This is a genomic window from Bacillus sp. FSL W8-0920, from assembly GCF_038593215.1.
GTDB classification, from domain to species: domain Bacteria; phylum Bacillota; class Bacilli; order Bacillales; family Bacillaceae; genus Bacillus; species Bacillus pumilus.
In genome coordinates this window covers 905,977-922,225 of the sequence record NZ_CP151974.1, presented here as the reverse complement: position 1 = coordinate 922,225, position 16,249 = coordinate 905,977, and the positions used below count along the sequence as shown (strand labels likewise).

At 41.9% G+C, this 16,249-nt stretch carries 15 protein-coding genes, 1 pseudogene and 3 CRISPR repeat arrays; of the genes and pseudogenes, 2 read left to right on the top strand and 14 right to left on the bottom strand.

Annotated elements, in window-relative coordinates:
• Positions 1-15: 15 nt before the first annotated feature.
• The 10 genes and pseudogenes from NSS78_RS04385 to fabL form a co-directional block, all read right to left on the bottom strand.
• Positions 16-912 carry an ABC transporter permease gene (locus NSS78_RS04385; RefSeq protein WP_061407165.1) on the bottom strand — a complete coding sequence of 299 codons (897 nt, stop codon included), beginning with the start codon at positions 910-912 and terminating at the stop codon, positions 16-18.
• Positions 913-929: 17 nt separating this feature from the next.
• Entirely contained in the window at positions 930-1,931 is a 1,002-nt protein-coding gene (locus tag NSS78_RS04380) for an ABC transporter permease (RefSeq protein WP_003217874.1), read from the bottom strand.
• 60 nt (positions 1,932-1,991) lie between these two features.
• Positions 1,992-3,578 (bottom strand): ABC transporter substrate-binding protein, encoded by a 1,587-nt coding sequence (locus tag NSS78_RS04375; RefSeq protein WP_044139669.1) that lies wholly within the window; start codon positions 3,576-3,578, stop codon positions 1,992-1,994.
• Complete coding sequence (locus NSS78_RS04370) at positions 3,553-4,530, bottom strand: ABC transporter ATP-binding protein (RefSeq protein WP_212046472.1); 978 nt, start codon at positions 4,528-4,530, stop codon at positions 3,553-3,555. Before NSS78_RS04370 ends, NSS78_RS04375 begins: the two co-directional genes overlap by 26 nt.
• Positions 4,499-5,521: an ABC transporter ATP-binding protein gene (locus NSS78_RS04365; RefSeq protein ID WP_137055485.1), complete on the bottom strand. Its 1,023-nt coding sequence runs from the start codon at positions 5,519-5,521 to the stop codon at positions 4,499-4,501. Before NSS78_RS04365 ends, NSS78_RS04370 begins: the two co-directional genes overlap by 32 nt.
• A gap of 112 nt (positions 5,522-5,633) precedes the next feature.
• Entirely contained in the window at positions 5,634-7,376 is a 1,743-nt protein-coding gene (locus NSS78_RS04360; RefSeq protein WP_212046473.1) for an ABC transporter ATP-binding protein, read from the bottom strand.
• Between the two features lie 95 nt (positions 7,377-7,471).
• Complete coding sequence (locus NSS78_RS04355) at positions 7,472-8,002, bottom strand: DUF402 domain-containing protein (RefSeq protein ID WP_003217818.1); 531 nt, start codon at positions 8,000-8,002, stop codon at positions 7,472-7,474.
• 147 nt (positions 8,003-8,149) lie between these two features.
• Entirely contained in the window at positions 8,150-8,410 is a 261-nt protein-coding gene (locus NSS78_RS04350; RefSeq protein WP_113386875.1) for a YgaB family protein, read from the bottom strand.
• Between the two features lie 176 nt (positions 8,411-8,586).
• A pseudogene (locus NSS78_RS04345) lies at positions 8,587-8,733 on the bottom strand (gamma-type small acid-soluble spore protein); the annotation flags it as partial.
• A 75-nt stretch (positions 8,734-8,808) separates the two neighbouring features.
• Entirely contained in the window at positions 8,809-9,561 is a 753-nt protein-coding gene (gene fabL, locus NSS78_RS04340; RefSeq protein WP_050944729.1) for an enoyl-[acyl-carrier-protein] reductase FabL, read from the bottom strand.
• Between the two features lie 81 nt (positions 9,562-9,642).
• Between fabL and NSS78_RS04335 the strand changes: the two genes are divergently transcribed.
• Positions 9,643-9,867: a hypothetical protein gene (locus NSS78_RS04335; protein ID WP_044139672.1), complete on the top strand. Its 225-nt coding sequence runs from the start codon at positions 9,643-9,645 to the stop codon at positions 9,865-9,867.
• Here the strand turns inward: NSS78_RS04335 and mutY are convergent.
• Positions 9,854-10,954 carry an A/G-specific adenine glycosylase gene (gene mutY / locus NSS78_RS04330; protein WP_050944730.1) on the bottom strand — a complete coding sequence of 367 codons (1,101 nt, stop codon included), beginning with the start codon at positions 10,952-10,954 and terminating at the stop codon, positions 9,854-9,856. The two genes, NSS78_RS04335 and mutY, sit on opposite strands and share 14 nt — an antisense overlap.
• A gap of 191 nt (positions 10,955-11,145) precedes the next feature.
• On the opposite strand from mutY, the gene NSS78_RS04325 reads away from it, so the two are divergent.
• Complete coding sequence (locus NSS78_RS04325; protein WP_034623275.1) at positions 11,146-12,126, top strand: metal-dependent hydrolase; 981 nt, start codon at positions 11,146-11,148, stop codon at positions 12,124-12,126.
• A 181-nt stretch (positions 12,127-12,307) separates the two neighbouring features.
• Positions 12,308-12,804: direct repeats of the CRISPR family, unit length 32 nt; unit sequence ATTTCAATCCACGCACTCATGTAAAGTGCGAC.
• A 292-nt stretch (positions 12,805-13,096) separates the two neighbouring features.
• Positions 13,097-13,459: direct repeats of the CRISPR family, unit length 32 nt; unit sequence ATTTCAATCCACGCACTCATGTAGAGTGCGAC.
• 344 nt (positions 13,460-13,803) lie between these two features.
• A CRISPR array of direct repeats spans positions 13,804-14,062; the repeat unit is 32 nt; unit sequence ATTTCAATCCACGCACTCATATAGAGTGCGAC.
• Positions 14,063-14,236: 174 nt separating this feature from the next.
• On the opposite strand, the gene cmr6 is transcribed toward NSS78_RS04325, so the two are convergent.
• From cmr6 to cmr4, 3 genes are read right to left on the bottom strand one after another with little or no spacing between them, the layout of a single operon-like run.
• On the bottom strand, positions 14,237-15,013 hold the full coding sequence (gene cmr6 / locus NSS78_RS04320) for a type III-B CRISPR module RAMP protein Cmr6 (RefSeq protein ID WP_233421726.1): 777 nt from the start codon (positions 15,011-15,013) through the stop codon (positions 14,237-14,239).
• Entirely contained in the window at positions 15,010-15,378 is a 369-nt protein-coding gene (cmr5, locus tag NSS78_RS04315; RefSeq protein WP_050944732.1) for a type III-B CRISPR module-associated protein Cmr5, read from the bottom strand. Before cmr5 ends, cmr6 begins: the two co-directional genes overlap by 4 nt.
• The gene (gene cmr4, locus NSS78_RS04310; protein ID WP_342468305.1) at positions 15,375-16,247 is read right to left on the bottom strand and encodes a type III-B CRISPR module RAMP protein Cmr4; all 873 of its coding nucleotides are present in this window, start codon (positions 16,245-16,247) and stop codon (positions 15,375-15,377) included. The genes cmr5 and cmr4 overlap by 4 nt, the downstream gene beginning before the upstream one ends.
• Positions 16,248-16,249: the final 2 nt, after the last annotated feature.

Here is a 16,249-nt window from a genome sequence, read left to right as displayed (position 1 = left end):
TTCCTAGAATTGGTCTTATTTTATTTTCTTCATTTTAGGATCCAGTGTGTCTCTTAATCCATCTCCCATCAGGTTAAAGCCCAAAACTGTCAGCATGATCGCTACACCTGGGAAAATTAATGTCCAAGGGGCTTGAACGAGATAAGGTCTTGCATCGGCAAGCATTTTCCCCCACTCTGGGCTTGGTGCCTGTGCACCCAATCCTAAAAAGCCTAAAGCCGCTGCTTCGATAATCGCTGTTCCGATCGCAAGCGTCGCTTGTACGATGACCGGCACCATACTGTTTGGCAGAATGTGACGCAGCACGATGCGGCGGTGTGACATCCCAACCGCCTTTGCTGCTAGCACGTATTCTTCTTGTTTAATACTCAGCACTTTTGAACGAACGAGCCGTCCAAAGGTTGGGACATTAATAATCGCAATGGCAATAAGGGCATTTTGTAAGGAGGGGCCTAAGATAGAGACGATCGCAATCGCCAGTAGAATACTAGGAAAAGCGAGTAAAATATCAAACACTCTCGAGATCACAGCATCTAGCACTCTTCCGCCATAGCCTGCAATCAATCCAAGCAGTGTGCCTAAAATGACAGACCCGAGAACCGAGAAGAAACCAACCCATAAGGAAATCCGCGCGCCATGCACAACTCTTGAAAATATATCTCTGCCGAAATCATCTGTACCAAACCAGTGCGCAGCTGATGGTGCACTAAATCGCTCACCGAGAGATTGTTCATTGATTCCAAAAGGAGCAATGAGCGGTGCAAATATCGCTAAAATGAGAAATAAAAAGACAATCACACTGCCAATGACCGCCAGCTTGTGCTGAAAGAACAGCTTCATCGATTCAAGAATCAATGATTGAGAGCGCTCTTCTTTTGGTTGAGGTGGTTCAAGCTCTTTTTGCGCTTCCATGTTATCACTCTCCCTGCCTAATATTTAATCCTTGGATCAATGACCGCATACAAGATGTCCACAATGAAATTGATCAGGACAAATATGAGCGCAACGACGAGAATGCCTGTTTGAATGACTGGGTAATCACGATAGCTGATGGCGTCATATATATACCGCCCAATGCCCGGCCATGCAAAAATGGTCTCTGTTAAAATGGCCCCGCCTAGCAAGAGGCCTGTCTGAAGACCAATAATCGTTAAGATCGGAATAAGCGCATTTTTCAGCCCATGCTGATAAATGATGAAAAATGAACGTACTCCTTTTGCTTTTGCTGTTCGAATAAAGTCTGAATGAAGCACTTCCAGCATACTTGCCCTTGTTATCCTTGCAATAATCGCAGCAGGGATTGTAGCAAGTGCTGTACTTGGTAAGATCAAATGCTTGATACTGTCAGTGAATTGATCAAACCGGCCTTGCAAAAGCGTGTCCAGCGTATGAATATAGGTGATTGATTCCACTGGATTTCTGACGTTTTCACGTCCCGTTGTCGGTAAAATACCTAATTCAATTGAGAACAGCCACTGCCCCATTAAGCCTAACCAGAAAATTGGCATGGACACTCCAATGAGTGCAATAAACATCGCGACATAATCAAAGAAAGAATGTTTAAACCAAGCACTGATGATTCCAGCATTAACCCCCACAACGATCGCCAGCACCATGGCAAAAAAGGTCAATTCTAACGTCGCAAATAAGTATGGTTTCATTTCCTGGGCAATAGCCGCTCCTGTTCGTATCGAAGTCCCTAAATCTCCTTTTAAAAGGCCCAGCATGTAATGTCCGTATTGAACATACCAAGGCTGGTTTAAACCGAGCTGGATGGTTAACTGTTCTACTGCTTCTTTCGTTGCCCGCTGTCCTAAGATGACCTGTGCTGGGTTTCCTGGAATAAACCGTATAATTGAAAACACGACCAATGTCATTCCGATCAATACTGGGATGAGCATTCCTGCCCGCTTCATACAATAAGCAAACAAACAGCTTTCACCGCCTTTTCTTTGTTTGAATAAGGGAGATACAAGATCTCCCTTATTTGCTTATTCGAAATACACGTCAGTCAAAGCTTCTGAACCAGTTGGATGCGGCTGGTAGCCTTTTAAATCACTAGATGCTGCAAGCATTGGGATGGAATGCACCAATGGAATCCAAGGTGCTTCATCATGAATGATTTCTTGTGCTTTTTTATATAGCTCATTTCGTTTCTTTTGATCTGTGTCTGTTTGCGCTTCAATGAGGATGTCATGCATTTTATCGTTTTCGAAGAATGTATAGTTGTTGCCGCCAATGCTGTCTTTGTCCAAAAGTGTGTAGATGAAATTATCAGGATCGCCATTGTCCCCTGTCCAGCCTAATAAGAACACATCAGCTTCCCCTTTACTTGCCTTATCTAAATAGGTCGCCCAGTCGTAAGTCACAATTTCTGCTTTGACGCCGACCTTTTCAAAGTTTGATTGAATGACTTCTGCTACCTTCATCCCATCTGGCATATACGGACGCGGTACAGGCATCGCCCAAAGCTTGATGCGAAAGCCGTCAGGAAAGCCCGCTTCTTTTAAAAGTTCCTTCGCTTTTTCAGGATCATACGGATATGGATCAATGTCGTCATTGTAGCCTTCTAAAGCTGGAGGAAGAGGGTTTTTTGCTGGCTCGGCAAGTCCTCCATAAAATGACTTAATAATGGATTCTTTATCGACCGCGTAATTGAGCGCTTGACGAACGAGCTTGTTATCGAGCGGCTTTCTTGTGACGGTCAGTCCGATATAGCCTACATTCATTGATGGTCTTTCAATGAGCTGGAGTGCTTGATCCGTTTTAATGCCATCTAAATCTGACGGATTCACGCCATCCATCAAATCGATCTCGCCTGTTTTCAATGCATTTAAGCGAGCCGAGTTTTCTGGGATCGAGCGGAAGATGATTTGATTCAGTTTTGGTTTATCCTTCTGCCAGTAATCTTCGTTCTTTTCTAACACGATACGGTCGTTTTGTTTCCACTCTTTAAATTTGAATGGTCCTGTTCCTACTGGATTTTCGCGAAAGGAATCGCCGCTTTTTTCAACAGCTGCAGGACTCGCGATGCCAAACGGTGACATGGCAATATTTTTAAGGAATGTCGCCTGCGGGCGCTTTAGCTGAAATTCAACTTCATGCTCACCTTTGACGATGATGTCCTTAATCACATGGCCTTTATCTTTTTTATAACCGCCAAACATGCCGTAGTAAGGGAATTTTTCTGCATCGCCATTCATCCAGCGGTCAAAGTTGAATTTCACCGCTTCTGCGTTAAAGTCTGTGCCATCGTGAAATTTCACACCTTCTCTTAAGTAGAATGTGTACGATTTTCCGTCCTTTGCAACATCCCAGTCTGTTGCGAGACCTGGATGGATGGTCGTGTCTTTCTCACCGTAATTCAGCAGCTTTTCAAACATATTCTCTGTGACCTTGAAGGTTTCGCCTTCTGTTGTTGTGATTGGATCAAGTGAAGTGGAGTCTCCTCCTCTGCCAAATACGAGGGTGTCTTTTGTTGCCTTCTCTTCTGATGACGGAGCGGACGAGCATCCCCCTAAAAACAGTGCAAGTGCCAGCACAAAAATGAAACTACTGAACAACCATGTCTTCTTCATTGTGTTCCTCCTTTTGATATAAGTAACACGCCGCCGCGTGCCCCGCTTCCTCCTCATACAAAGTAGGTACTGCTTTTAAGCATTTCTCCCACCTTTTTGGACACCTTTTGTAGAAAGGACAGCCGCCGCTTGGTGTCATGGCAGACTCTTCTGCCGACACATCTTGCGTCTCTAGCACGTGATCCATATGTGGAATGGATTTCAGAAGCAGCGATGTATAAGGATGAAGCGGGCTGTGAAATACGTCTTCGGCAGGCCCCATCTCGACAATGCGGCCTGCATACATGACTGCGATTCGGTCGCTCATATATCTGACAACACCAAGATCGTGAGAAATAAATAGATACGTTAGAGAAAGCGTCTTTTGCAATTCAAGCATCAAATTCAAAATTTGCGCCTGAACGGATACATCTAAAGCTGAAACGGGTTCATCGGCAATGACAAGACTTGGATGGGTAATGAGTGCTCTAGCGATACCAATACGCTGCCTTTGTCCGCCGCTGAATTGGTGCGCATAACGTTCTCCGTAGGATGGGTCAAATCCGACAATATGCAGCATCTCTTTTACCCGCTTCCGTCTTTCTGCTTTCGTTCCATGTCGATGGACAATGAGCGGTTCCTCTAAAATATCTTTGATTTTCATTCGTGGATTTAATGAAGCGTATGGATCTTGGAAAATCATTTGAATGTCTTTTCTTAAAGAACGCATCTCTCTTTCTTTCAAAAGAGTGACCTCTTGCCCTTTCAGTTGAATAGAGCCTGACGTCGGTTCAGTCAATCTCATTAAGCTTTTGCCAAGTGTTGATTTCCCGCAGCCTGATTCACCAACAATGCCAAGCGTTTCCCCCTCCTTCACGTGAAAGGACACTTGATTTAAAGCCAGAGTCGAATGTTTGTGTTTAGAAAAAAAAGCGGCTGTGTCATACCGTTTTGTCAGTTGATTCACTTGCAAGAGTGGGTGACTCAGTGTCTTCTCCTCCTTCCATTAGAAAGCATGCCACGCGGTGATCCTGTTCAATGGATTGTAAAACTGGATCTTCTTCAAGACATTGCGCCATTTGATAGGGGCAGCGCGCGGCAAATTGACAGCCGGATCGAATGGTCCCAGGCTTCGGTACATGACCTGCAATGGAGATGAGCTTTTCTTTTTTCTCTTTAAACGATGGAACTGAGGCGAAAAGACCTTTTGTGTAGGGATGCAGAGGTTTTTGAAAAATACGGTCAACGGTTCCTTCTTCTACGATTCGACCGGCATACATAATCATGACTCGCTGGCATATTTGCCGCACGACACCTAGATCATGGGTAATAAATAAGATCGCGGTGTCCATCTCTTCATTCAGCTTTTTGAGCAGGCGAAGGATTTGCGCTTGGATGGTCACATCAAGTGCAGTTGTTGGTTCATCTGCGATCATGAGCTTTGGGTGACAAAGCATCGCCATCGCAATCATCACACGCTGGCGCATGCCACCTGATAATTCATGCGGGTATTTTTTAAGCAACGATTCGGCTTGCTTCAATCCAACTGTCTGAAGCAGATCAACCGCCTTCGCTTTTGCTTCTTTTTGACCGATTGCTTGATGTGTGAAAAGGGCTTCCGTCATTTGTTTGCCGATGGTCATTAATGGGTTTAGAGAGGTCATTGGTTCTTGAAAAATCATCGAAATGTCATTTCCTCTTATTTCTCGCCACTGTTTTTCTGAAAGCGACAGCAGGTTTTGCCCTTCGAATTGAATCTCTCCCGTTGTATCTGTTTGCTGGTTCAGTCCCATTAATGACATAGATGTGATACTTTTCCCGCAGCCAGATTCGCCAACAATTCCTAAGGTTTCTCCTTTTTGGATCGAGAACGATATGTGATGGACGATGGGTACTTTTTGCTTTTTTTGCTGAAATGCAATGGACAGCTGTTTGACATCTAGCAGCACGTCTTGTTCTTTCACATATTCACCACCCCGTCATACTTTTTAAAATTGTATTGAGACAAGCTGGGAAATATGTCATGTTTTTGACAAGCATAAAAAAGCCTATCCGCTAGAATCGGATAGGCTTCTACTAATTTAATGTTTGAATGGTAAAAAGATGGCGATAGTGGCTGTCTCTGTTCATTAATTCTTCGTGTGTTCCTTTTTCCACAATCTCACCTTGTTCCATGACGACAATGAGGTCAGCATGTGTAATTGTTGATAAGCGGTGCGCGACAATAAAGGTTGTGCGGTCCTTTGCTAGCTTTTGCATCGCTTCTTGAATGTAATGTTCACTTTCTAAATCTAGTGCAGACGTTGCTTCATCTAAAATCAACAGCGGTGGATTTTTTAGAAAGACCCTTGCAATGGAAATCCGTTGTTTTTGACCACCTGACAGCTTCACGCCCCGTTCTCCTACCTTCGTGTCATATCCTTCAGGAAGAGACATGATAAAATCATGGGCATTTGCCGCTTTTGCAGCCGAAACGATTTTTTCAAAAGAGGCTTCTGGGTCTCCAACCGCAATATTTTCTTTAATCGTGTCACTGAATAAGAATGTATCCTGCAGCACCATTCCGACTTGATTTCGAAGGCTTCTTGCTCTGTACTCTTTTATATCAATGCCGTCAATTTCAAGTGACCCGTTTGTCACATCATAAAACCTTGGAATTAAGCTGACGAGAGTCGACTTCCCTCCACCGCTCATTCCTACAAGCGCAACCGTTTGTCCTTTTTCTACTTTCAAGGAGATATTGCGGAGAATCTCTTCCTGCGTGTGTTCATAACGAAACGATACATTTTTAAATTCGACCTCTCCTTTTAAATGATCGGCTTCTTTCGCATTCGACCGATCTGTTACCTCGTATGGCTCATCAATAAATTCAAAGATACGATCCATTGACGCTACTGACTGAGTTAAAGTCGTGGATGAGTTTATGAGGCGGCGAATCGGGTTGTACATCCGGTCAATATAACCGACAAAGGCAATCATGGTCCCGATCGAAAGTGATCCATTAATGACGGTGTAGCCAGCAAATGCAATGATCAATAGCGGTGCAATATCAGTAATGGTATTGACAACGGCAAATGTTTTGGCGTTCCAATTCGTATGATTGATCGCTTTGTTTAAGAAATTTTTATTTTCATCATGAAAATTCTCTTGTTCATATTCTTCAATGGCAAAGCTCCGAATAACCGGCATTCCTTGTACCCGCTCATGCAAATGCCCTTGCACTTCAGCCAGCGCCTGTGACCGCTCTTTTGTCAGCTTGCGGAGCCTACCGTAAAAAAACTTCACTGCAAACGCATATAACGGAAAAATAATGACAGACACGATGGTGAGCTTGATGTCCAGTGTACACATAATGGCGATCACGATCAGCACGGTCATCAAATCTAGCCAAATGTTCATAAGACCTGTGATGACAAATTCTTTTGTCTGTTCCACATCGTTGATGACTCTAGAAATGATTTCTCCTGTTCTCGTGTTGGCATAATAACGAAGGCTGAGCTTTTGAATATGCGAAAACAGCTTTTCCCGAATATCAAATAATACTTTACTGCCTGTCCACTGCGCATAGTATTGTCTATAGTATTCAACAGGCGGCCTCATCACTAAAAATAAGACGAGCATGATTCCCATAATCATCAGTAGAGATGATGTCTTTTCTTCAGCCGACCCCGTGCCTTGAATGACATCATCAATGACATACTTTAAAAGCAGAGGCAATGTTAAGGGAATCGAGAACTTGATCATCCCGATGACCATTGTCAATGCAATCTGTTTTTTATACGGTGTAACAAAAGCCATGTACCGTTTAATGACCCCCATGTAAATCTCCTTCCCAATCTATCAGTGCCTCTTATCCGTACGCAATCAAAAACCTGTTAGCCTAAAAAGCCAAACAGGTTTTTTGATGCTCTTGCTTATTTTGTATAATGTAAAAAACGTTCATACCACATATCCACAAATTCAGGAGCAAACGGACCTTTCCGCTGGTGAATCCAATGCAATAATGTATTCAGATGCTCTCTTAAGATACTATCGATTTCCTTTGGATAATTCATCTGCCTCTTATGATCTGCATATTCATCCTCATCCAAAATATTATACGTCATGTCTGGAAAGACTTTGACATCTAAGTCGTAATCAATATACTTAATTGCTTCTTCATCTGTTGCAAAAGGAGAGCTGATGTTGCAGTAATAATATACCCCATCATCTCTAAGCATCCCAATCACATTAAACCATTGTTTTGCATGGAAATAGCAAATAGCCGGTTCTCTCGTCATCCAAGTACGGCCGTCGGATTCAGTCACCATTGTACGGTCGTTTGCACCAATGATACACAATTCCGTTGCTTTCAGAATGGTGGTTTCATTCCAAATCCTGTGGATCAAGCCATTGTGTTTATAGCTTTGAATTTGGATGCTTTCTCCTTCCTTGGGATAGCCCATATTTTCTCCCCTACTTTCTATAACAAAAAAACATAACAGTCCAAAGACCTAATTTCCCAACTAAACATGTCTCTATCATATTATACCGTTACATCATTAAAAAATGAAATGAAAAAGCCATTCAACCCAATTGAACGGCACACTGTCTTACATCACGGTTGAACTCTTTTCCATCTGCTTATATGAATTGATGACCTCTTCTGTCTGTTTTGTAAACAAGGTTTGGATTTTTTGCAGTTCCTTACGTTTCTGTTTGATTTGATCATGAAGCCTAGTCCACTCTTCTTTTTTTTCATCTTGCAGCAATTGTTTTTCTGTTTCTAAGCATAGATCAAGTTCTCCCTGTACATTGAGCAGTTGATCCATGAGCTGCATTTGTTCTTTTACAAGCTGATCGAAATCAGACATCTAACTCCTCCCTTTTATTTTCATCCACTTTTTGTCTGTATACCATTTCTTGAAATATTGCCGAAATCCTTTGACTGTTTATGTAGAGGCTTTACAGGTTTTGTCGGATGGTGGGGGGAGAGGCAAAAAGAAAAGCACTTCATTCGTAGATGAAGTGCTTCCCTCTGTTTCAGTGATTAGCTGTTTTGTTGTTTGTTTTGCTCAGCTTTTTGGTTGTATTTTTTTACTTGCTGTGCGTCAGTCTCGCTAGCAAATTCAGTACCATATTGACCTTGAGCAGTAGCTTGGTTTTGTTTTTTCACTTGTTGTGCGTTTGTTTTGTTTTGTTGTTTATCCATCATTATCACCTCCACGCACATTAATTTGTGCAGAAGGTGTACTTCCTATTCATGATTTTTTTAAACAAGCAAAGAACGTCCGCCATCCACAATAATCGTCTGTCCTCTAATCATGTCTGCCTTGCCTGACACAAGGAATTCGACGCTATCGACCATGTCTTTAATTTCTACCATTCGGCCAGCAGGAGTGTTTTTCTTCGCGTCTTCTAAAAGCTCTTCTCGGTTCGGGAAGTGCTTAAGTGCATCTGTATCAATCGCGCCGCCAGATACAGCATTCACGACAATATTTTTTTGTGACAGCTCAACGGATAGATAACGCGTCAATGCTTCTAATGCTGCTTTTGATACGCCGACTACTGTGTAATTTTCAAGGTAGCGAATAGAGCCAAGTGAGCTAATGCTGACGATATGTCCGCCGCCGTTTTTCTCCATTAGTTTCGCCGCTTCTTGTCCGCAGAATAACAAGGCTTTCGCATTGATATTCATCGTCCAGTCCCAATGATTTTCTTCAAGGTCCATAATGGGACGCTGAACACCTGAAGCCGCATTGTTTACAAATACATCTAAACGGCCAAAGGTTTCATCGATTTGCTGAAACATGTCTTTGATTTTCTCTGGCTGACCTACATTGGCTTTGACAACCAATGTTTTTACACCCATCGCTTCAATTTCTTCCGCTGTTTCAAGTGCGGCTTTTTTGCTTCTCGCATAGTTAATGACAATGTCATATCCTTTTTCAGCTAGGCGAAGGGCTACTTCTTTCCCTACACCTCTGCTGCTGCCTGTAATTAATGCACATTTACGTTGATTCATTATGGTTCATCTCCTGATTTGAATAGTTTTCGTCCATTCGCTTCACACTAATAGGAAAGTTCCTATTAGGAGGTTACATTCATGTATGTCGGACGCGATTTAAGCCAGCTTGGCATGATGTCCAAGGATCAATGGAAAGATACTGAGCTTGCTTACTTTCATCATGCTTTCCAACAAATTTTACCTTATTTAAACGAAGAAGGGCAATCTAAGTATCGAGAAATCATTTCTGAAATTGAAAACCGCGGGGGGCTGCACCGAAATGAAGCCGATTATACCCACGGTACAACGGTTAAATACGACTAGGCTGTTCAAGTGCCATCATCCAAATTTTTTGATGTGAAACTGGCAAAGCATATGCCTTAAATTCTTCTGTTGTCACTTTTTTCAGCATCGTGTCATCAGATACAGAGGTCACACGTCCAAAGAAAACAGAAATATTCCAGATGAGGTGGGTAAATACATGCTGAATGGTGCCTTCTAAATCACCAAGCTCTGCTTGTACACCTGCCTCCTCTTTTAAGAAATCCATTAGCTGCTCTTTTTCCGTTTTTCTTCCCTTTATGGTTTCCAAGTTAGGGAATTCCCATAAATTCGCAAGCAGGCCTGTACTTGGCCGCTTATGAATATAGAGGTTGCCTGCATCATCAAATAACACCACTGCTGCCATTGATTTTGCAGTCGGTTTTTTCTTTTTGCTTTTCACTGGGAGCTCATGCTGAACGCCTTCCTCAAGTGCCGAGCAATGCATGTTCACAGGGCAAATAAGGCAGGCAGGAGATGTTGGGGTACAAATGAGCGCACCAAGCTCCATCAGCCCTTGATTAAATTCTGATGGCTTTTCCCGGGAAATGAGCTGATCGACCGCAAACTCGAAAATATTTCTCGTTTTTGGTTTTGCAATATCATCCCATATGGACAAAATACGGGAAATGACCCTCATAACGTTGCCGTCTACCGCAGGGTACGGCTTGTTATAGGCGATACTTAGTACTGCGCCGCTCGTATACGGACCTACACCTTTGAGCTTTGAAAATTGCTCTTTCGTATCAGGGACAACGCCCCCGTAGGATTCATAGACTTCTTTCACAGCTGCCTGTAAATTACGCACTCTTGAGTAGTAGCCAAGACCTTCCCATGCTTTCATGACCTTTTCTTCATCAGCTAAAGCGAGATCTTTCACCGTCGGGAATTGCTCCATAAACCGGTTGAAGTACGGAATGACCGTATCTACTCTCGTTTGCTGAAGCATCACTTCTGATACCCAGACTCTGTATGGATCTTGATTTTCACGCCACGGAAGTGTTCGTTGTTCTTTTTCGTACCAATCAATTAAATCATGCTGAAAGCCCGCAATATCTTTGCGGTCCAGCTTTTCTTGAATGTCTTTCATATCTATACTCCTTCTCATTGGACCGAGGGCTAACGTTCTGAAAAGAACCTTATTTGTTGTATACTGTTTGTAGATACGTTAACATGTTACATTAAATCGGGATAAAGCAAAAGTGATTTTGCACATAGTCTTGATTGGAGACGTATACTTTGTATGATTGTTCCTAAGCATGACAACTAGGAGGTAATCAATTGGACACTGGTACTCATGTAGTAATGGGCATTTCTCTTGGGGGACTTGCACTTTTAGATCCAGCCGTCAGCGCAGATCCACACATGGCACACGCCGTGATGATCGCGACCATCGCCGGCTCCCAAGCACCAGACATTGATACTGTGCTAAAACTTAAAAATAATGCGGTTTATATAAGAAATCACCGAGGATTTACACATTCCATTCCGGCTGTACTGTTTTGGTCATTGCTAATTCCGGCTGTGATTTTCCCATTTGTGCCAGGGGCGAATTTACTTCACCTCTGGTTATGGACCCTATTAGCCGTTGTGCTTCATGTGTTTGTCGATATATTCAATGCATACGGCACACAGGCCATTCGTCCATTTTCAAAGAAATGGGTAGCACTTGGGATCATTAACACGTTTGATCCGTTTATCTTTTTTACACACCTTGTCGCCATTGTCGTTTGGGCGATTGGCGGACATCCCGGCTATACGTTTATTACGCTGTACGCCGTGATTTTCTGTTACTATATCGTCAGGGTCATCATGCAGCTCCAGATTAAACGTCAGCTGCGTGCACGATTCGATGAAATTGAAGAGATTATTATTTCGCCTACAATGAAGTTCAGACAATGGCGCATTGCCGTGAAATGTAAATCCTCTTTCCATGTTGGGCGCAGCATGAATGGAGAAGTCGTCATTTTAGACACCTTTAACCGTGTGCCGGTCCCTGATACTGAAATTATGAAAATTGCCAAACAAGACGAAAACATTTCAGCTTTTCTCTCCTTCTCCCCTGTCTACCGGTGGGAAGTGGATAAATACAAGGATCATTATGAGGTGCGGTTCATTGATTTACGCTACCGCAGCAAAGGTCACTATCCTTTCGTCGCGATCTGCCATATCGACATGGACCACCAAATCAAAAATTCCTATACCGGCTGGATTTTCAGTGAAGAAAAACTGCAAAAAAAATTAAGACTCGGCTCTGTGTGAGCGAGTCTTTTTTTGTTGTGTAGGGCTTGGATTTTTTGGGGATAGATATTTGAATTTATGTAATTCGCAGAAACTGTGGACTATGCACTTATGTTGAGTGTGACGACGAATTACTGCGCTATCTCGATATCCAAGACATTTTCAATCCATCCTGGCTATCCTTGATGGATTGAAAAAGGTTATTTCAATCCACGCACTCATATAGAGTGCGACGTCAACGGAGCTATGGAGGGATATGAAACTGTAATATTTCAATCCACGCACTCATATAGAGTGCGACAAGAGTACAAGTGCAAGGTATAGACTCTGCAATTATTTCAATCCACGCACTTATGTTAAGTGCGACTTATATGGGGAAGGAACAGTAGTGGAAATACATAAATTTCAATCCACGTACTCATATAGAGTGCGACAATAGGCACTGCCAGACCCACAATAACAACAACTGATTTCAATCCACGCACTCATGTAAAGTGCGACAACTTCCATTCATTGTTGACGATAATGTAAAAGAATTTCAATCCACGCACTCATGTAAAGTGCGACTTGAACGTTGGGGCTTTTGTCAAGAAAGTCAGAAAAATTTCAATCCACGCACTCATGTAAAGTGCGACTGCTTTGAAAAAATATGATTATTTAGGAGAAAATTTCAATCCACGCACTCATGTAAAGTGCGACTGCGATTTCTGCCCTAATTATAACATTTTTTAGGTAATAATCGTCAAAACCCACAAGTTTCTATATAGAATTTTGTTTTCACCCTTAAAAAATATACATTTTTTCTCATTTTTGTCGAATGAAACGGTGCGAATGTTCCAGGGATTTTATGTTCACCTCACATTCGCACCGACTTTTTCTTAGTATGAAATATATTGAAACTTGTTAATCAAACTTCTTTATATTTCAGCAACAATTGAATCCAATTAGATTCATGACTACTGAGGCAGGAGGCAGAGTTATGTTTTCACAATTATTAATCCATCCACTCATGTAGAGTGCGACCTGAAACACCAAATAAACCGACATATCCAAGCAAGATTTCAATCCACGCACTCATGTAGAGTGCGACCGGGACATCTGTAAAAGAACCCGAAAAGTTAGAATTTCAATCCACGCACTCATTTAGAGTGCGACGACCCTTTTCAACACAACGAACTATACACTGAAGATTTCAATCCACGCACTCATGTAGAGTGCGACGTACTTTCAGTATCAATCTGACGGCACGCTGAAGTGTATTTCAATCCACGCACTCATGTAGAGTGCGACATAAGGGCAAAAAAACAGCTATCCCCCTTAGAATTTCAATCCACGCACTCATGTAGAGTGCGACTGCGATTTCTGCCCTAATTATAACATTTTTTAGGTAATGATAGCTAAAACCCTCAATTTTCTATATGGAATTTTGTTTTCACCTCTAAATAATATACATTTTTTCTCAATTTTGTCGAATAAAAAGGTGCGAATGTCCCAGGAATTTTATGTTCACCTCACATTCGCACCGAATCTTTCTTAATCCTATTTTAAAAAAACTATTACTGATGATAATCATACTTATTTCGCTGTTTCATCAACAGCTTTGAATTCATTAATAAAAAGGCTGAGACAGAGTTTTGTTTTTCACAACTATATCAAGCGCAATTGTCAATATATCTTTCAAGCTACCTTCTGATAAGAATTTTACTCCTCATACTCATATAGAGTGCGATTTGAAAAAAACATCAAGCTGAACCATCGACTTTTAAGCAACAAGTTAACTATCAAATTGAGAGATTTCAATCCACGCACTCATATAGAGTGCGACGCAAAACTATGGTGAAAGCACGGCTACTTACAAATTTCAATCCACGCACTCATATAGAGTGCGACACCATCACTAACAAAAAAATGGCCGGAGGAAATTATTTCAATCCACGCACTCATATAGAGTGCGACTGCGATTTCCGCCCTAATTATAACATTTTTTAGGAAATGATCGTCAAAATCCTCAAGTTTCTATATAGAATTTTGTTTTCCTCTCTAAAAAATATACATCATTTACCATTTTCGTCGAATGAAACGGTGCGAATGTTCCAGGGATTTTATGTTCACCTCACATTCGCACTTAGTCTTAGATGACGTCGTCCATTTTAAGTCTTCCATAACCCGCATTTGTTTTAGCACCGATTCCTTCGTGTTCTAAAGCGCCTAGTAAGATGGTTTTGGCGAGTTCGAGCCATTCCGATTCTTCTGGTAGATTCTTTTTTGTTTTCAATAGAAGTTGAAAGCGGCCGTTGACCACCGTTAAGAAATGAATAGGTGTTGGTGAGTCATCGTCTCGAGGGCCTGGAACACTTCCCCCTTTGTTCATCTTATCTAGCTTGACGCTGTTGTAGTCTGAATGATGTGGTGTCATCACATCCACTTTGAATGCTTCTCCTACCGTCTCAGGCATCATGAGCGCATCATGAAATTCGATGATGCCAGCACGTTCGTTTGTTCCAAACAATGTGTTGTAATCACTACCACCTTGTTTTAGTTCAGGAAAGTTTTCACCTAATACAGAGTGGGCATAATGAGAGGCTACACCTTTTAAAGCTGTTCCTGGTAAATAAGGAACGCCGTATATCGGGTGTAATAACAATCCCGTTTCAAGTACACCCTCTCCTCCATGTCCAATGACTAACGGCGATATGGACTTGACTAAGCATGTGAGGTTCGTATCGGTATAATATCGCTCCACAAATTTTTCATACAGCAAGTGATTGTATTTTTCCCACTGTTCTTGATGCAAACTAATCACATTTTCATAAAATGACTGCTTCTTCGAGCTGTCCTTTATGATGTCCGACAATGTAGAACCATCAATCTCCCATTTGCTTTTGTTTAAGGTTAATGACAGATTCATTGGATGTCCTCCACATTCTCCGCCCCTTGTTCCACCTTTAAAATAGATTCCGCATATCTTTTTAACCAAACAGATGCATTTAAACCTTGTCTTGATTTGATTAAGTAATCTCGATTGGAAGCTGACCAATCTCCTTGTATATCCAATGTTTCTTTTATATCCTGAACGAATTGTTGATAAGCATTTCCTTTTTTTGATTTTGCTTCAAAAAATGTAATGGTGAGCCTTAATCCATTTGTTAAGATCATTGAGGCGAATCTGTGACAGAGTTGTCCATATTGATTTGAGAAATTCTCCTCATTCGTTTTGGCATTCATCACATGTTGATACGCTTTCTCAGCATAATGATGTTGAATGAGTTTCATGATCCCTCCCCTCCTGTCATACGCCAGGATACTCTTCCTTTACCTACGTTTGTGTTTCCACCTAATTGAAGATACATCTGTTTTTCTAGTTGATTTAAAAGTTGATGTCTAACGGATAAATTATTGCTTCCATCGACACGATCACACCACATGAGCCCATAAAATATGGCTTCTGCCGGTACATACTCTTCATACCAGAGAGCACCTTTACTAACTGTTTGGGTTTCATGATCAATTCTAATACGAGGTGTCACTTCAGAATTCATGGTGACAATGTATTGAAAAACGTCATCACTTACAATCACAAATCGTTCTATCCAAAGAGTTTGTGATTGTTTATCGTCGAATAAAAGTTTGGCCATCTGTTCAGCAAAATCGGTTAGTTGTGGAGATTTTTTCGCAGCCCCTTGAAATTCACCTAGATATAATTCGTCATTCTCTACTAATTTAGAAATCATGGTGACTAGCGTGCTCGATTCTTCGATGAGATCAGGGATATCCAGCGATACGCCTAATGCTTTTGCATCGCGGGCTAATCTTTTCAATATGAGTGGACTTGCCACATATCCAAATGTACCGTATCTACTCGCCACCGGGAATGAAAATAACCGGCCATCTGTCATGACGACTGCTCCTGCGCTTCCATCTTGATCTCCTTGTGTACCAAATACTTTTTGTACGAATGTGTCTTGTCCTTTCGCGCGATAATGTTCACGCTGCACGCCTTTGATACTGCTTCCAGGTATAATCGGCCATTCTGTTACTTTTTCTCGTTGAATGGGCATATCAATCACGCCAACTCCTTCACCCGCTCCAATATGAAGGGGGGATAAACAATGTATCCAAAACCAACGGCTTGCTTCCATCATCT